Origin of the sequence: Caballeronia sp. LZ016, from assembly GCF_031450805.1 — a bacterium.
Classification (GTDB): Bacteria; Pseudomonadota; Gammaproteobacteria; order Burkholderiales; family Burkholderiaceae; genus Caballeronia.
Genome location: NZ_JARTVY010000002.1, coordinates 17,789 through 33,807 on the forward strand (window position 1 = coordinate 17,789; position 16,019 = coordinate 33,807).

The following is a 16,019-nucleotide window of genomic DNA, read 5'->3' on the forward strand; positions in this document are numbered from 1 at the left end:
TCGCCGTCGTCTACGGTTGCCGCGGGCGTTGGTTCAGAACAAGCGTACCCCATAAAAAAAATGAGACACGCGATTGCATATGCGCAACGAGAACTGCCGCGCACGCGCACGGGATTACAGTTCATCTTTTACGCTCTCGATGAAGAAGGAAATGTTTTCAGCGTTAGCTAATGCTCGCTCGGGACAATATTCAGCAAGAATCCGCGCCGTCATGTGATGATAAGCGGTGGTACCGTTGATCCGATCGGGATCGTCCACTCCGGCGGGAAGCGAGACCTTCTGGTCTTTTGCATGAGCGGTGTTTCAAGATGCGCGACCTCATGCAGTTGCACTTGCAATCGATTTTGATCGATGAAAAGCATTGTTTGCCGAAAGGGAGCAAAGCGAAGACCGTATTGAGGCCCGATGTTGATGAACTCCATCTCGAAGTTCGCTTCGGCCGGCACGAGCGGTCGGCATGGGTAGTGCGCAGGGAATACCCAAGCGCCAGCCTCAAGTCCATGCGAGCCCTTGGTCACACGGTGCATCGAGAGATGACGAAAGAACTGGCGCATGCCCTGGAGGTAAGAGCACACATGATGACCTGCCGGCGCTGCCGGAAGTTGGCCGTGTAACGTTTCGGGCATCGTGATGGTGTTCGGATCGACGCCGAACCAATAGATAAACTTCTCCCAGAGTACTCGATCGGACTGCTTCCCGGCTTCTTGATGATTCGGGCTTGTTTGTGAGATGTGCTTGTTCGGCGGAGGCGGCGGCGGAAGAAGCGCGTCCGCATCCTTCCACGGGTTCAGTTGCTCAAGCCGCTTCTCTATGAGCTTCAGTGCGATATACCAATTGGCACGGATCTCGATTTCGAAAGACTCTTCCGAAAGCGCCGCATTGGTGGTCAAACACTCCCGGATGTCTGCCAGAAAACCGATGGGATGAAAATGCCAATTCTTTGCATTCATCGGAACAGTCAAGAGCTCGAGTTTGGAACCGCTCACGCCATCAGACGCGACCGCTGCCTTGGACCAAAATTGCTGCTGTTCCATATCGCGCAAGTACGCACCAAATTGCTTTTCCGTGAGTCCAGGTAACGGATGATCTTCGCCGGTCCTGAGCCTGTCGTAGCGCCTCGCATTGTCATCGCTGTCCCATTCGGTGTGGAAATGGACAGCGGTTCTACGCAGCAGTACTTCCATACCTTCGGTTTGCAAGTCAGTGAGACTGAAAGTTGATGTAGAGCTGTGCGCCGCGTTCAGTATCGCTTGCATGACTGCATCGTCGTCCTCTACGAAAGCATCTTCCGTAGCCTTGAGTTCTTTGTCCTTGTAAGTGTGCCATCCACGTGAACTCCAGTCGGCGTCCGTCGTCAACGTAACCCAGGCATCTTTCAAGAGCTCGCGGCCATCTGCCGTGGCATGGTCTTCCGAAGCGTACGCGTAATAGATATCGCGGTTGAGGTCAAACAGCTTGTAAGCGTTGAGTTCCGACGGAACGATTCCCGACCGACCTTCCGCGCTGCAGGGAACAGCAGTGACGAAGCACGATCCCGCTGGAAACAAAACCAGGTCTGTCGGAGCGACGACGGTCGCTGGGAATTTGTCCTTTACCAGGTTGGCATTTCTGGTCAACCAGACCTTTCCCATGCCATCGCTTCGGCCGTCTCGCGCATCTGCATATTCCTGATGTGCTGCGTAAGGATCCGCGATTCTCCCAGGCTCGAGCGGCATCATCTGCCTTACCAACGTATTCTCTGCGGTGAATATCTCGAAGTGGAACGAGTCTTCGAGCACACCCGATGGTCCGTCGGTTTTTCCGGCATAACCGATGATCTCTCCGACACGCACCGGATGCGAGATCGTTCTCACGGCGTCCAAGGGCCGCCATCTTCTCTCCGACGGATGGCAAGCGTAAAGCGCGCAGATGGGATAGCTAAGCCGAACAAGGTCAGAAACCCTAGGGGGCCTGGCAGGATCGAGGTCCAGATAGATGTGGTCAAGCCACCCCTCCACGGCTGCATTCGTATTGATATCGGTCACTCGCACCTTCGTCATGCGGTGCAAGTCGCTGTTGACCTCCAGTACCGTCACTTTGTCGCCACGGAGTCCGCTGACGAACAGAACGTCTTCTCCAGTCGTTAGGAATGGCGGCAACGCAGGCTTGTCGTTGAGAGCGCGCTTTGGCATCAGGTTCGCGTACAAGGAATAGAAGTGTGCCCCTGTGTAGCGATTCAGCGCGTTCCCGCCGTCGTTCTTCTCGCATTCGTGCCGAATTAAAAGGAAGCTAGCGCTGAATTGCCGAGGGCGAATTTGCTTCGCATTTCCTTGGCTTTCCTCTTGAGTCTGGACATCGAGCGCACTGTCCGTGTAATCACTATCCAGTCTGTATGCAACGACCGTCCCATCGGCAACCGCACGGATCGGCCTTGTTCCCTGGAGATGCACCCCTCCGTGCCAGAAGCGATTTTTGCCGACGGGAAAATTGCCGCCATTAGCGCCGCGCGCCAAATCGGAGTACTTCTTAACCAGGCCGGGCGTAGTGAGTGCCGCCGCAGCCGATGTCGCGTAGGACGCTGGTGGCGGCGCACTGTAATACGGATCGTCTTCAAATGGAAACGTAATGATCATTGTCGGATGTTTATATCAATATCTGCTGTTGATTCTCGGCGAACCAACTTGTGGACATGCTTAGCGAAACTCTAGATTCGTGAAGTGCTCACACGCTCATTAATGTCCGACTCCTCAGATGCCGTTCGCCGATACCGACTTGTTACGTTACGTTTCAGAGCGAAGTCCGATTGTCGCGGGAGTTCCGGCTCTTCTACCTCGGTTAGCGAAAGGCGTCTTTTAATTGAAATTAGAGACGAATGCAATTTTCGAGATGAATTCGGCAGACGGAGCAACGGTTAATTCCGACTAACCGCTTTTACCCGGCTGCGGCCTTACCGCACACGTGAGACGCTGGGGCGTCGAACTCCATCAAAGAGCGACATAGGATGGAGGAAAACTAGGCAGCAAGGAAGCTTTAGAACCAACTCTTCTATAAGACCCAAAAATTATTAAGTCGCTGATCGGAAAGGAAAAACTGCCGTTTCATACCCGATGGCGCACCGGCTTTCACACGCCTCGCGCCTGAAATGAGGCAAAATAGCGGATTGATGCCGGGGTGGTGCGACCGGCGGATTTCTTCCCAACCTGTTTCTGGATGTCGAGACTAGCGATGAGTAATCAGCAACCCACCATCATCTACACCCTGACCGACGAAGCTCCGCTGCTCGCGACCAGCGCCTTTCTGCCGATCATCCGCACCTTCACGACGCCGGCCGGCGTCAACGTCGCAACAAGCGACATCTCCCTCGCAGGCCGCATCCTCGGCGAATTTCCCGAGTTTCTGACCGAAGAACAGCGCGTTCCGGACAACCTCGCGGAACTCGGCCGCCTCACGCAGTTGCCCGACACCAACATCATCAAGCTGCCGAACATCAGCGCGTCGGTGCCGCAGCTCGTCGCGGCCATCAAGGAACTGCAGGGCAAGGGCTACAAGGTGCCCAACTATCCGGAAGAGCCGAAGAACGACGAAGAAAAGGCCATCGCGCAACGCTACTCGAAGTGCCTCGGCAGCGCGGTGAACCCGGTCCTGCGCGAAGGCAACTCCGACCGCCGCGCGCCGCTCGCCGTCAAGAACTACGCGAAGAAGCATCCGCACAGCATGGGCGAATGGAGCATGGCTTCGCGCACGCACGTCGCGCACATGAAGCATGGCGACTTCTATCACGGCGAAAAGTCCATCACGAACGACAAGGCCCGTGAAGTGCGCATGGAACTCGTCACCAAGAGCGGCGAAACCATCGTGCTGAAGCCGAAGGTCAAGTTGCAGGACGGCGAGATCGTGGACAGCATGTTCATGAGCAAGAAAGCGCTCGTCGCGTTCTACGAAGACCAGATGGAAGACGCGCGCAAGACCGGCGTCATGTTGTCGCTGCACGTGAAGGCGACCATGATGAAGGTCTCGCACCCCATCGTGTTCGGCCACGCCGTCAAGGTGTTCTACAAGGATGCGTTCGCCAAGCACGCTAAGCTCTTCGAAGAACTCGGCGTGAACGTGAACAACGGCCTCGTCGATCTGTACTCGAAGATCGAGGCGCTGCCCGATTCCCAGCGCGATGAAGTCATCCGCGACATGCACGCGTGCCATGAAAACCGTCCGTCGCTGGCAATGGTCGATTCCGCAAAGGGCATCTCGAACCTGCACGCACCGAACGACGTGATCGTCGATGCCTCCATGCCCGCGATGATCCGCGCCGGCGGCAAGATGTGGGGCGCCGATGGCCGCCCGCAAGACACGAAGTGCCTGATTCCGGAAAGCACGTTCGCGCGCATCTATCAGGAAATCATCAACTTCTGCAAGACCAACGGCGCATTCGATCCGCGCACGATGGGCACCGTGCCGAACGTCGGCCTGATGGCGCAGAAGGCCGAAGAATACGGCTCGCACGACAAGACCTTCGAGATTCCGCAGGACGGCACGGCGCGCATCGTCGACAACGCGACGAACGAAGTCCTCGAATCGCTCACGCAGCAGGTCGAGCAAGGCGACATCTGGCGCATGTGCCTCGTGAAAGACGCGCCCATCCGCGACTGGGTCAAGCTCGCCGTCACGCGCGTGCGCAACTCCGGCATGCCGGCGGTGTTCTGGCTCGACCCGTATCGTCCGCACGAGAACGAGCTCATCAAGAAGGTCGAGACGTACCTGAAGGATCACGACACCGAAGGCCTGGACATCCAGATCATGTCGCAAGTCCGCGCGATGCGTTACACGCTCGAACGCGTGATTCGCGGTCTCGACACCATCTCGGCCACCGGCAACATCCTGCGCGACTACCTGACCGACCTGTTCCCGATCATGGAACTGGGCACGAGCGCGAAGATGCTGTCCATCGTTCCGCTGATGGCGGGCGGCGGCCTCTACGAAACCGGCGCGGGCGGCTCGGCGCCGAAGCATGTGCAGCAGCTCGTGCAGGAAAATCACCTGCGCTGGGATTCGCTCGGCGAGTTCCTCGCGCTGGCGGTATCGCTGGAAGAGCTCGGCATCAAGAGCAATAACGCGAAGGCGAAGCTCGTTGCGAAGGCGCTCGACGCCGCGACCGGCAAGCTGCTCGACAACAACAAGGGCCCGTCGCCGAAGGCCGGCCAGCTCGACAATCGCGGCAGCCAGTTCTATCTCGCGATGTACTGGGCGCAGGAGCTCGCGGGCCAGTCGGAAGACCGCGACATCGCCGAGTTCTTCAAGCCGCTGGCAAAGAGCCTGGCCGAGAACGAGCAGAAGATCGTCGAGGAACTGACCGTCGTACAGGGCAGCGAAGCGGATATCGGCGGCTACTACAAGCCGGAAGACGCGAAGCTCGAAGCGGTCATGCGTCCGAGCAAGACGTTCAACGCCGTGCTGTCGCAAGCGCAGGTCAAGTAACGCCGTATTGGCGCGGGCGCTTTGGCTCGCGCCTCTCGCGCGGCGTCGTTCGGTTCGTTTCGAGCGACGCCGCCGCGCACCCTCCTCGCTGTTTTCCGTCAGCACGCGGACGCATGTACGCCGTCCGCTTCGCGTTCTCACGCATTTGGTTACAACGTGTGCCGGCTCGCGCGTAAGCGAGCGGGTAGAATCGTTGCCTCGCTGCCAGCTTCGCAAGACATACACACTCGCATGAATCTACATGACCAGCTCGGCGCGCTGGAGTCGAGCCTCGATACGCTCCTCCGGGCCGCCACCCTTCCCGCTTCCGTTGCGCCCGCTGTCTCATCATCCGACGAAACCGCCAGCGATGCACCCGCGCCGCTGCCCGTTCATGCTCTCGATGACGAGCAGGTCGGCGTGCCGGCGGAGCCCGGCGCGCTGAAAACGGCGAGCGAGCCCGAAGCAGCGACACCCCCCACGCTCACGGTGTCGCGGCCCGACCGCGATGCGATCCAGATGACCATCGCGGGCCAGTCCGTGTTGCTGAATCCCGAGGGCGTTTCGGAGTTGATCCAGGAGTTGTCGAACGTGCGGGCGTCGATGTCGGCCGAACAGCCGATGGGCGTTGCGCCCGGCTGGCGTTTCGCATCGACGAAGAATCCGGTGATGGCGGTACAGAAGCAGGCCAATGGCGACCGCCTGCTCCTCATGCGTCACACGGGTCACGGCTGGGTGCCGTTCACGTTTTCGCCGGATATGGTCGTCGAGCTATACGCGATGCTGACGAAGCGCTGAGCCGGCCCGCATCGTCACAGATTCTCCTGCGTCGGCGCCTGAACGCGCGCCTTCCACTGCCCGCCCTTGCCGCGCCAGTAACGCACAGCCGAACCGATCGTCGCCGAGACATAAAACAGCGCGACGAGCGGCAAGAGCGGCGCCCACAGCAACGACCTGCGGTAATAGCGAAGCATCGGACCATAGGCGATGCACATCATCGCCCATGCGGCGCAAGCCGGCCAGGCGCGCGTGCCCCACGCGAGCGACAACACCGGCGGCGCCAGATAAATCACCGCCATGCCGAGCACCGTGCCCGCGAGCAGCAGCGGCGAATAGCGCAACTGCGTGAACGCCGTGCGCGCGATCATGTTCCAGATTTCACGCCAGTCGTCGTATGGACGCAGCGATTCGCTGCTTTGTGCGAGATCGAGCCGGATCGGCCGTGCATCGGCCTTGCCCGCGCGATGCTTGATGCGCAGCGCGAGACTGCAATCGTCGATGAGTTCGCGTCGGATCGATTCGATGCCGCCTGCTTCCGCGAGCGCCGAGCGGCGCACGAGCATGCAGCCGCCCGCCGCGCCCGCCGTCATCTTTCTGGCGTCGTTGACCCACGCGAACGGATACAGCTTCGCGAAGAAGAACACGAAAGCGGGAACCAGCGCCTTTTCCCACAGCGAGTCGCAGCGCAGACGGACCATCAGCGAGACCAGATCGCGGTCTTCCAGGATCGTGCGGGTGACGAGTTGCGTGGCGGCATCGGCCGGATGGTAGATATCCGCGTCGGTGAGCAGCAGGAATTCGGCGGGCAAGCCGAGCTTGTCGATTGCCTCGATGCCCTGCGACTGCGCCCACACCTTGCCCGACCATCCCGGCGGCAGCGGCTTGCCGGTCAGCACGGTCAGGCGGTCGTCGAGACCCAGGTCGCGGGCGGCGGCGAGCGCAGCGGCGGCGGTGCCGTCGGTGCTGTGATCGTCGACGACGATCACGTGAAACGCGCCCGCATAGTCCTGCCTGAGCAGCGAGCCGACCGCGCGGCCGATGACATCGGCTTCGTTGCGCGCCGGCACGACGGCGACCAGCGCGGGCCACGCGCCACGCCGCGCGATCTCGGCGTTGCCGACGGCATGGACGGTCGCCGGCGACAAGGCGGGCGCGGGCAGCGCGCGCCAGAAGCCGCCACGCGCGAAGAGCAGCACGATCCAGATGAGCAGGGACAACCAGGCGATCAGTAGCATGGACAGACTTGGGCGGTCAGTGGTGACGAGGGGTGACGAACGAGGACGGCATGCGCGACGGCAGCGGGCGGGCGAACGCTATCGCATGAAAGAATGCGGACGAAGCAGCCGGCGCGCCTTCGAGCGTCCGATAGTGTAATGACTTCCGCCGATCGCCGTATTTGACCGCGCGGCAGCGTCAGGCAAAGGCGTGCGACTGCAAGCGTTAAAAAAGGGAACGCGTTAGAATACGCGGTCAACTTCGGCGAGCAGACAAACTTACCGGACCTTCATTTTCCGGTTGTTTTCCGGGGCGTTGCGCTCGTTAGCGTGAAGCGTCCCGACAGCGAAAGCATGTGTGGCCCGCCCGATTACCCGAAACCCGCGCCAGTCGGAGTTCGTTCGAACATGCGTATCATCCTTGCTCAACCCCGCGGCTTTTGTGCGGGCGTGGTCCGTGCGATCGAAATCGTCGATCGGGCGCTCGAACGGCACGGCGCGCCCGTGTACGTGCGTCACGAGATCGTGCATAACCGGCACGTCGTCGATAACCTGCGAGGCAAGGGCGCGCGTTTCGTCGAGGAACTCGAAGAAGTGCCGCACGGCGCAGTCGCAATTTTCAGCGCGCATGGCGTCGCCCGGAGCGTCGAACGCGATGCCGACGCCCGCGGCCTCGACGTGCTCGACGCCACCTGCCCGCTCGTCACCAAGGTGCATGTGCAGGGGCGGCAGTATGTATCGCAGGGCCGCACGCTGATTCTGATCGGCCATGCGGGACATCCTGAAGTGGAAGGCACGATCGGTCAGATTCCGGGCAAGGTCGTGCTCGTGCAAAGCGAAGCCGAAGTGCAGAACATGGCCCTGCCCGCCAATACGCCCGTCGCCTATGTCACGCAGACGACGCTTTCCGTGGACGACACGCGCGGCATTATCGATGCCCTGCAGCGCCGCTTCACCGATATCGTCGGCCCCGACACGCGGGACATCTGCTACGCGACGCAGAACCGGCAAGCCGCCGTGCGCGAGCTGTCCACGCAGGTGGACGTGCTTCTCGTGGTCGGCGCCACCAACAGTTCCAATTCGAACCGTCTGCGCGAAATCGGCGCGGAGAGCGGCGTGCCGAGCTATCTCGTCGCCGACGGTTCCGAGATCAAGGCCGAATGGTTTGCGCATGCGCAGACGGTCGGCATCACGGCCGGCGCTTCGGCGCCCGAAGAAATGGTCGAACATGTGATCGATGCCCTGCGCGCGATCGGCCACGTCGAAGTCACGACGATGAACGGCCGCGAGGAAAAGGTCGAATTCAAACTCCCCGCGAAGCTCTTGCAGCCGCTTGCCGCATTGTCGGCAACGACGGCGATTCGCGAAGAATAAGGAGAGGACATCAGTGTCTATTCCGATGCTTCAAAAGGCCCGCGTAGGCGCCTATATCTTCAAGCAGCACCTGACGCGCAACAAGCGCTATCCGCTCGCGCTGATGCTCGAGCCGCTGTTCCGCTGCAATCTGGCGTGTAACGGCTGCGGCAAGATCGACTATCCGGACCCGATCCTGAATCAGCGCCTGTCGCTCGAAGAATGCCTCGGCGCGGTCGACGAGTGCGGCGCGCCGGTCGTATCCATTGCGGGCGGCGAGCCGCTGCTGCACAAGGAAATGCCGCAGATCGTGCGGGGCATCATCGAGCGCAAGAAGTTCGTGTATCTCTGCACGAACGCGCTTCTGATGGAAAAGAAGATGGACGATTACCAGCCGAGCCCGTACTTCGTCTGGTCCGTCCACCTCGACGGCGACGAAGCAATGCACGACCATTCGGTGTCGCAGGAAGGCGTGTACGACAAGGCGACCAAGGCCATTCGCGAGGCGAAGCGCCGTGGCTTCCGCGTGAACATCAATTGCACGCTGTTCAACGATGCGAACCCCGAACGCGTTGCGAAGTTCTTCGATACGCTCGGCCCGATGGGCGTCGATGGCATCACGGTATCGCCGGGCTATGCTTACGAGCGCGCGCCGGACCAGCAGCACTTCCTGAACCGCGACAAGACGAAGACGCTGTTCCGGGAAATTTTCAAGCGCGGCAACAATGGCAAGAACTGGTCGTTCAGCCAGTCCGCGATGTTCCTCGACTTCCTCGCGGGCAATCAGACGTATCAGTGCACGCCGTGGGGCAATCCGGCGCGCACGGTGTTCGGCTGGCAGCGCCCGTGTTATCTGCTCGGCGAAGGCTATGCGAAGACCTTCAAGGAACTGATGGAAACCACCGATTGGGACAAGTACGGCACCGGCAACTACGAGAAGTGCGCGGACTGCATGGTGCATAGCGGCTTCGAGGCGACGGCGGTGATGGATACCGTCGCGCATCCGCTGAAGGCGCTGGCTGTATCGATGCGCGGCCCGCGCACCGAAGGCGCGTATGCGAAGGAACTGCCGATCGACAAGCAGCGTCCGGCTGAGTATGTGTTCTCGAAGCACGTCGAGATCAAGCTGGAAGAGATCGGGCGCGCGCAGAAGAATGGCAAGGGTGCCAAGACGGCGGCTGCGGCGCATTGAGTTTTGCTTTGGGTTGCAGATGATGAAGGGCGGATGGCTTTGGGCATCCGCCCTTTCTATTGGCCGCTACCAGATCGTCCTGACGTGCTCATAAGTCCTGATTTGCTCGTCCTTCGTGAGCAAGGGGGCGGATAGAAAGCGTGCCGTTGCGACAATCATTCGATCCGCCGGATCCTGATGAAAGTTACCGGGGAGATCGGCCGATGCGATTGCAATGTGGCGATCGACCGGCACGAAGCGCACGGCTTCGATTCTGCTGACCTTGTCGAGCCAGATTGCAACATCCGTGGCCAGCCGGAGTCGTCCCTTTTTGATGAGGAGCATGATCTCCCATGCTGTCATCGTCGAGACGGCGATCTCGCCCTCTTCCTTCATTTCCCGATCGATCGCGACCCGCGCCGGCTTGCTCAGCCCCTTTCCTTCGATCCACCACAGAAGCGCGTGCGTGTCCAGGACGATCATGGGAGCGTCTCCCAATCCTCCAACCCTACCGGTTCGAGAGGGTCCTCGTAGAACAACACGCTCCCGCGCAGTTCCTCCAAAGGCGTAAGCGCCGTTTGCTCGTAACGCCGGACTTCTAGCACCGGCTTTCCGTGGTCTGTCACGATCATATGTTCTCCTGTCGATTCCACGAGCCGGAAGTATTCGAGCGCCTTGGCCTTGAACTCCGATTTTGAAACTCGCCTGACAGCCATGATATCGTTCCTAGTCACATGGAACTAGTCATTTTACCCCCGTCCGAACGGTATAGGCGGAATGCAAAAAAAACGCGACGGTTCGTCACCGTCGCGTTTCATCGCTCATGCCTCGCAGCAGGCTACATCAACAACACTTCCCCGCCCCCGACCCATACCGCGCTTCCTGACGTTCGCGGAAGAACTCCGCATACGTCATCACCGGCTGATCCGGGTGCGTGTTCTGCATATGCGTGACGTAGGCGTCATAGTCGGGCATGCCGACCATCAGGCGCATCGCCTGGCCGAGATATCGTCCCGCTTGTCGAAGATCGCTGAACATCGCCGCCTCCTAGCCTCGCGCAGTATCAATGGCCGGAGCGCACGGCCGCCGCGCCGCCCGTCGGCATCGGCTCGAAGGGCGTCTCGCGCACCGTCGGACGCGCCTCGCGACGCGCGCGCAGCACCGACAACACGCCATACACCGCAATGCTCACCACCACGAAGATGAACAGCCCGGCGAGCGCCGCATCGATATAGTCGTTCACGATGATGCGCTGCATCTCCGCCAGCGACTTCGCCGGCGCCATCACCTTGCCTGCATCGGCGGCCTCGCGCAGCTTTGCCGCGTGCGCAAGGAAGCTGACCTTCGGATTCGCATCGAAAATCTTCTGCCAGCCGGCCGTCAGCGTGCAGATCAGCAGCCACACCGTCGGCACCACCGTCACCCACGCGAAACGCTCGCGCTTCATCTTGAACAGCACGACTGTCCCGAGCATCAGCGCAATGCCCGCGAGCATCTGGTTCGAGATGCCGAAAAGCGGCCACAGCGTGTTGATGCCGCCGAACGGATCGACCACGCCCTGATACAGGAAGTAGCCCCAGGCAGCGACGCACAGCGCGGTCGCGACGAGGTTCGCCGGAAGCGACTCGGTGCGGCGCAACGCCGGATGGAACGTGCCGAGCAGGTCCTGCAGCATGAAGCGGCCGGCGCGCGTGCCTGCATCGACGGCGGTCAGGATGAAGAGCGCCTCGAAGAGAATGGCGAAGTGATACCAGAAGGCCATCATCGTCGGCCCGCCGATCACCTGATGGAGAATCTGCGCCATCCCGACAGCCAGCGTCGGCGCACCGCCCGCACGCGCGATGATCGTCGTCTCGCCGACCGCCTTCGCCGTCGACGTCAGCATGTCGGGCGTGAGCGTGAAGCCCCACGACGTCACCGTCTGCGCCACCGCTTCGGGCGTCGTGCCGAGCACCGCAGCCGGGCTGTTCATCGCGAAGTAGACGCCCGGTTCGATCACGCACGCGGCAACCAGCGCCATGATCGCGACGAACGATTCCATCAGCATGGCGCCATAGCCAATCAGGCGCATGTTGACTTCGTTGTCGATCATCTTGGGCGTCGTGCCCGAGGAAATCAGCGCGTGGAATCCCGACACCGCGCCGCACGCGATCGTGATGAAGAGGAACGGGAACAGGTTGCCCGCCCAGACCGGCCCGGTGCCGTCCACGAACTTCGTGAACGCAGGCATCTTGAGTTCCGGCGCGACGATCAGAATGCCGATCGCGAGGCCGAGGATCGTGCCGATCTTCAGGAACGTCGAAAGATAATCGCGCGGCGCGAGCAGCAGCCACACCGGCAGCACCGACGCCACGAAGCCGTAGCCGATCAGAATCCAGGTGAGCTGGACGCCGGTGAAGGTGAAGAGCGGCGCGAGCGTCGGCGATTCGGCGACGTGCTGGCCATAGACGATCGCCAGCATCAGGCCGATGAAGCCGATGATCGACACTTCGCCGATACGCCCGGGGCGGATGTAGCGCGTGTACACGCCCATGAAGATCGCGATCGGGATGGTCGCCGCGACGGTGAACGTGCCCCACGGCGAGCCCGTCAGCGCCTTGACGACGATCAGCGCCAGCACCGCGAGAATGATCACCATGATGAGGAACGCGCCGAACAGCGCGATCACGCCAGGCACCGTGCCCAGCTCCATCTTGATGAGATCGCCGAGCGAGCGGCCGTCGCGGCGCGTCGAGATGAACAGGATGATGAAATCCTGCACCGCGCCCGCGAACACCACGCCCGCGAGAATCCATAACATGCCGGGCGTGTAGCCCATCTGCGCGGCCAGCACAGGCCCGACGAGCGGACCCGCGCCCGCAATCGCCGCGAAGTGATGGCCGAACAGCACGTATTTGTTAGTGGGTACGTAGTCGAGTCCGTCGTTGTGACGAACGGCGGGCGTCATGCGCAAGCCGTCGAGCTTGAGGACGGTGCCCGCGATGAAACGCGAGTAGAAGCGGTACGCGATGAGATACACGCAGACCGCCGCGATGACGATCCAGAGTGCGCTGATTCGCTCGCCGTGCGCGAGCGCGATGGTGCCGAATGCGAACGCGCCCAGCAGCGCGAGCGCGATCCAGACCAGGAATCCGGAAGCCCGATTCATGGTGTCTCCTGTTTTAGTTGCCCTTCGATGTCCGCGCGCGCGGCATGAGCCGTCGGACGCTTCGGGCGTGTAGTATTCGCCTTCGTCCGGGCGCTTACAACCGGACAACTACGTATGCCGCCTACGTGAAATTACGTAGAGCACCAAGCGTTCCAGCTTCATGAAACTGAAAGCGAAGATCTTCCTGCTGGCGATCGTGCCGTTTGCGCTGGCGATCGGCGGCATCGAATATGGCGTGCGCCATCAGGCGACGACGCTCGCGCACGCGCAGCACGCGACCCTGCAATCGGCGTACATGTCGAGCAAGGAAATCGAACTGCGGCACTACGTCGAGCTTGCGCGCAGCGCCATCGCCCCGTACTACGACGCCCCCGCAGCCGATCCGCTCACCGACGACGCGCGCCGCCGCCTCGCGCTCGACGCGCTGCATCGGCTGGACTTCGGCCCCGACGGCTACTTTTTCGTCTACACGATGCAGGGCACGTCGCTGATGCATCCGCGCCAGCCGGATCTCGTCGGCCGCGATCTGTGGACGATGCGCGACCCCGCCGGCGCGCTCACCATCCAGAAGCTGATTCGGGAGGCGTCGAAGGGCGGCGGCTATGTGCGCTACGTGTGGCAGCGGCCATCGACCGGACATCTCGCACCGAAGCTCGGCTACGTCGTGCCGCTCGAACGCTGGGGCTGGATGATCGGCACCGGCATCTATCTGGAGGATGTGGAAGCGACGCTCGGGCGCATCGATGCGCAGGCGGCGGCGAACATCGACCGGACGGTGATGTGGATCGGCGGCATCGCGCTGGCGGCGCTCGGGGCCATCGCGTTGTGCGGGGCCGTGCTCAACATCAGCGAGCATCGCAGCGCGGACGCGAAGCTGAAGCGCCTCGCGCGGCGCGTGGTGGAGTCGCAGGAACAGGAACGCGCGCGGCTGTCGCGCGAGTTGCACGACGGCATCAGTCAGATGCTCGTTTCCGTGAAGCTGCTGCTCGAATCGGCGCTGACGCGTTTCGAACGCGGCCAGGCGCGCGAGCCGGCTGCGGAAGCCGCGCTCGCGACCGGGCTCGGGCGTTTGTCCGGAACGCTGCGCGAAGTGCGCCGCATCTCCCACGCGCTGCGCCCCGCGATGCTCGACGACCTCGGCCTCGCCGCCGCGCTCGAGCAGCTCGCGCGCGAACTCGACGGGCAGGACGGCATCGAAGTGCGTTTCGAATCGACGGCGGGCGGCAAGGCCAGCCCCGCGCCGCGCCCGACGCTGCCCGATCCGGTCAACACAGTGCTGTTTCGCATCGCGCAGGAAGCGCTGAACAACATCGCGCGTCACGCGCAGGCGACGCGCGCGAGCGTCGCACTCGATATCGCGGCGAATGCGGTGCGCCTCGTCGTCAGCGACAACGGACGCGGCTTCGACGCCGAAGCCGCGCTCTACGGCCCGGCGAGCGGCCTCGGCTTGCGCAACATGCGCGAACGGCTCGACGCGCTCGGCGGCACGCTCGCCATCCAGTCGGAACTCGGCCGCACGGCGATCGCGGCGACCGTCCCGCTGCCGCTCGCCGCCCCCAACCTGTCAGGACTTTCCGATGAACTTTGAACCTGCCCGCATCGTCATCGTCGACGATCATCCGCTCGTGCGCGACGGCCTGCGCGCCCGGCTCGACGCCGTATCGCATGTTCGCGTGACCGGCGAAGCGGCCAACGGCGCCGAAGCGCTCGCGCTCGCCGCCGACGAAGCGAGCCGGCCCGATCTCGTGCTGATGGATGTGGGGATGGCGGGGATGAGCGGAATCGAACTGGCGGCGTGCTTTCACGAGCGCTTCCCGGCGATCCGCGTGCTGATGCTGTCGATGCACGACAACGTCGAATACGTGACGCAGGCGGTGCGGGCCGGCGCGAGCGGCTACGTGCTGAAGGATTCGCCCGCCGCCGAGATCATCCACGCGATCGACGCCGTGCTCGCCGGCAAGACGTTCTTCTCGGCGGGTCTCGCCGCGCGGATGATCCAGGCACAGGCGATGCAGACGCCGCAAGACCGCCTGACGCCCCGCGAACGCGACGTGCTCGATGCACTCGCGCAGGGCTTGTCGAGCAAGCAGATTGCGCAGCAGCACGGGCTATCGGTGCGCACGGTGGAGACGCACCGGCTGAATCTGAAGCGCAAGCTCTCGATCGACGGTCAGGCCGAACTGATCAAATACGCCGTCGAGCACCGGCGCGCCTGACGTGACCTGACGTGACGCGTTGCATCACCCCGCCGAGCGGGCGTTGTGCTCCGACAGGTACTTGATGAGTCCGTCCACGCCGCCTTTCTGAAGCTGGCCGGCGAACTGCTGCTGGTAGACCTGGATGAGCCACGCGCCCATCATGTCGATGTCGTAGATTTTCCAGCCCTGCGCGGTCTTGCCGAGGCGATACCGCACGGGGTTGTCGCCGCCCGTGGAAATCACATGCGACTCGACGACGGCGTCTTTCGCGCTGGCGTCGATGTTCGGGGAATCGAAGCGGAACTTGACGTCCTGATCGCGCAACTGCGACAGCGACGCCGCATAGGTCCTGACGAGCAGCGTCTGGAACTGGTCGTAGAGCTGCTTTTGCTGTTCCGGCGTGGCGGTGGCCCAGGCCTTGCCCAGCGCGATGCGCGTGGTGCGCTGAAAGTCCGTGGCGGGCAGGAAGCGCGTCTCCACGAGCTGAGTGATTTTCGCCATGTCGCCGCCGCGCGCTTGCGGGTCGGCCTTCATCGCGTTGACAGTGCCCTCGACGGCGCTCTTGACGACGGCGTCGGGATTGGATTGCGCCAGCGCCGCGTTCGAAAACGACAGGACAGCGACGAGGAAAGCGAAGCAGACAGACAGATAGCGTTTCATGGCACCCGTTCTCTAATTTCAGTGTGTGTTGGCGCGGATTCGTCAGGGCGTCGAGCCAGTATATC

At 62.1% G+C, this 16,019-nt stretch carries 13 protein-coding genes; 6 read left to right on the forward strand and 7 right to left on the reverse strand.

Annotation, left to right across the window (positions count from 1 at the left end):
• Positions 1-209: 209 nt before the first annotated feature.
• A complete protein-coding gene (locus P9220_RS13620; RefSeq protein ID WP_309765524.1) occupies positions 210-2,612 on the reverse strand; it encodes a hypothetical protein in 2,403 nt (800 codons plus the stop codon).
• A 592-nt stretch (positions 2,613-3,204) separates the two neighbouring features.
• Here P9220_RS13620 and P9220_RS13625 point away from each other — a divergent pair.
• Positions 3,205-5,451 carry an NADP-dependent isocitrate dehydrogenase gene (locus P9220_RS13625; protein WP_309765525.1) on the forward strand — a complete coding sequence of 749 codons (2,247 nt, stop codon included), beginning with the start codon at positions 3,205-3,207 and terminating at the stop codon, positions 5,449-5,451.
• A 231-nt stretch (positions 5,452-5,682) separates the two neighbouring features.
• Positions 5,683-6,228, forward strand: a complete 546-nt coding sequence (locus tag P9220_RS13630; RefSeq protein WP_309765526.1) for a hypothetical protein — start codon at positions 5,683-5,685, stop codon at positions 6,226-6,228.
• Between the two features lie 14 nt (positions 6,229-6,242).
• Here P9220_RS13630 and P9220_RS13635 read toward each other — a convergent pair whose 3' ends face one another.
• On the reverse strand, positions 6,243-7,445 hold the full coding sequence (locus P9220_RS13635) for a glycosyltransferase (protein ID WP_309765527.1): 1,203 nt from the start codon (positions 7,443-7,445) through the stop codon (positions 6,243-6,245).
• A 387-nt stretch (positions 7,446-7,832) separates the two neighbouring features.
• On the opposite strand from P9220_RS13635, the gene ispH reads away from it, so the two are divergent.
• Both ispH and hpnH read left to right on the forward strand, forming a co-directional pair.
• A complete protein-coding gene (ispH, locus tag P9220_RS13640; protein WP_309765528.1) occupies positions 7,833-8,798 on the forward strand; it encodes a 4-hydroxy-3-methylbut-2-enyl diphosphate reductase in 966 nt (321 codons plus the stop codon).
• 13 nt (positions 8,799-8,811) lie between these two features.
• Positions 8,812-9,969 (forward strand): adenosyl-hopene transferase HpnH, encoded by a 1,158-nt coding sequence (gene hpnH, locus P9220_RS13645; RefSeq protein ID WP_309765529.1) that lies wholly within the window; start codon positions 8,812-8,814, stop codon positions 9,967-9,969.
• 66 nt (positions 9,970-10,035) lie between these two features.
• Here hpnH and P9220_RS13650 read toward each other — a convergent pair whose 3' ends face one another.
• The 4 genes from P9220_RS13650 to P9220_RS13665 form a co-directional block, all read right to left on the reverse strand.
• Complete coding sequence (locus P9220_RS13650) at positions 10,036-10,431, reverse strand: type II toxin-antitoxin system VapC family toxin (protein WP_309765530.1); 396 nt, start codon at positions 10,429-10,431, stop codon at positions 10,036-10,038.
• Positions 10,428-10,664 (reverse strand): type II toxin-antitoxin system Phd/YefM family antitoxin, encoded by a 237-nt coding sequence (locus P9220_RS13655; protein WP_309765531.1) that lies wholly within the window; start codon positions 10,662-10,664, stop codon positions 10,428-10,430. Before P9220_RS13655 ends, P9220_RS13650 begins: the two co-directional genes overlap by 4 nt.
• 127 nt (positions 10,665-10,791) lie before the next feature.
• Entirely contained in the window at positions 10,792-10,986 is a 195-nt protein-coding gene (locus P9220_RS13660) for a YbdD/YjiX family protein (RefSeq protein ID WP_035962904.1), read from the reverse strand.
• Positions 10,987-11,011: 25 nt separating this feature from the next.
• The gene (locus P9220_RS13665; RefSeq protein ID WP_309765532.1) at positions 11,012-13,096 is read right to left on the reverse strand and encodes a carbon starvation CstA family protein; all 2,085 of its coding nucleotides are present in this window, start codon (positions 13,094-13,096) and stop codon (positions 11,012-11,014) included.
• A gap of 160 nt (positions 13,097-13,256) precedes the next feature.
• Here P9220_RS13665 and P9220_RS13670 point away from each other — a divergent pair, with 160 nt between their 5' ends.
• Positions 13,257-14,684, forward strand: a complete 1,428-nt coding sequence (locus P9220_RS13670) for a cache domain-containing protein (RefSeq protein WP_309765533.1) — start codon at positions 13,257-13,259, stop codon at positions 14,682-14,684.
• Positions 14,674-15,312 (forward strand): response regulator transcription factor, encoded by a 639-nt coding sequence (locus P9220_RS13675; RefSeq protein ID WP_309765534.1) that lies wholly within the window; start codon positions 14,674-14,676, stop codon positions 15,310-15,312. The genes P9220_RS13670 and P9220_RS13675 overlap by 11 nt, the downstream gene beginning before the upstream one ends.
• Positions 15,313-15,336: 24 nt before the next feature.
• On the opposite strand, the gene P9220_RS13680 is transcribed toward P9220_RS13675, so the two are convergent.
• Positions 15,337-15,954: an ABC transporter substrate-binding protein gene (locus tag P9220_RS13680; RefSeq protein ID WP_309765535.1), complete on the reverse strand. Its 618-nt coding sequence runs from the start codon at positions 15,952-15,954 to the stop codon at positions 15,337-15,339.
• Between the last annotated feature and the right edge of the window lie 65 nt (positions 15,955-16,019).